The following is a 1,238-nucleotide window of genomic DNA, read 5'->3' as shown; positions in this document are numbered from 1 at the left end:
CTAGTGCCGTAGCCGGTCACGTTTGCCCTTTTTGTGACGACACGCCGATCGAGGTCTCCTCTCGGTCGGCGTGATCGTTTCAGACTTCTGGGTGTGGCTGAACGGGTTCGTGTACGCGAGATCGATGATGACGAGGGCAACCGGCTGGTACGAATCGTCCGGCGCGGCACCGGGTCGGTCGTGACCTGGCGGCGAGCGCAGATGGTGCTGTGGTCGGCGCAGGGCATGACCGTCCAGAAGATCGCCGAGCTGGGCTTCACCAGCGAGGATCGGGTGCGCGATGTGATCCACAACTTCAACGCCGATGGGTTCGAGTCGCTGTATCCCAAGTACAAGGGCGGCCGGCAGCCGAAGTTCACCCTTCCCGAGCGGGTGGAGATCAAGAAGATCGCCAAGTCCAAGCCCGCCGAGCACGGCCTGCCGTTTTCTCGCTGGAGTCTGACCAAGCTGGCCGACTTCCTGGTCGCCGAGGGGGTGGTCACCGACATCAGCCATGAGGGCCTGCGCGAGCTTCTACGTGCAGAAATGGTGTCATTTCAAGCCGTGAAGACCTGGAAGGCGTCACGGGACCCGGACTACGCAGTCAAGAAGGCCCGCATCGAGCACCTGTACGCGATCGCTGACGGCCAGGTCCGGCCCGAAGGCTGGGAACCGACCGTAATCTTCTGTTTGGACGAGTTTGGGCCGCTCAATCTGCAGCCTCGCCCTGGTCGGCAGTGGACGGGTGTTGGTGGGAAGAACAAGGACCCCGACCGTGAGCCCCGGCCGCGCATGCGCGCGACCTACACCCGCACCCAGGGCGTGCGGCACTTGTTCGCCGCCTTGGACCTGGGCCGGAACAAGATGTATGGGCACGTCAAGAAGCGCAAGCGGCGCGGCGAGTTCCTGGAGTTCTGCCGCTACCTGCGCAGCCTCTACCCGCCCGATGTCCGGATCGCGATCATCTGCGACAACTTCAGCCCGCACCTGACGACCAGGAAGGATAAGCGGGTCGGTGAGTGGGCGGAGGCGAACAACGTCGAGATCGCCTACACGCCCACCAACTCTTCGTGGATGAACCGCATCGAGGCCCAGTTCACGGCCCTGCGGGAGTTCACCCTCAACGGCACCGACCATGCCAGCCACCGCGAGCAGGGCAGCATGATCCGCCGCTACATCGCCTGGCGAAACCGCAACACCGACAACCCCCGCCTACGGAAGATCGTCAACAGGGCGAACGTGGCCTGACGCGGCACTAG

1 protein-coding gene is annotated in these 1,238 nt (G+C 63.9%); it reads left to right on the top strand.

All coding sequences use genetic code 11. The annotated features are described in order from the left end of the window. Positions 1 to 93 precede the first annotated feature (93 nt). Positions 94 to 1,227: an IS630 family transposase gene (locus ACTWPT_RS59985; protein ID WP_443186476.1), complete on the top strand. Its 1,134-nt coding sequence runs from the start codon at positions 94 to 96 to the stop codon at positions 1,225 to 1,227. The last annotated feature ends 11 nt before the right edge of the window (positions 1,228 to 1,238 follow it).

It is taken from the genome of Nonomuraea sp. 3N208, assembly GCF_052245935.1.
GTDB lineage: Bacteria > Actinomycetota > Actinomycetes > Streptosporangiales > Streptosporangiaceae > Nonomuraea.
Note: the sequence above shows the minus strand (reverse complement) of the source record. Positions and strands in the feature narration are given on the sequence as shown.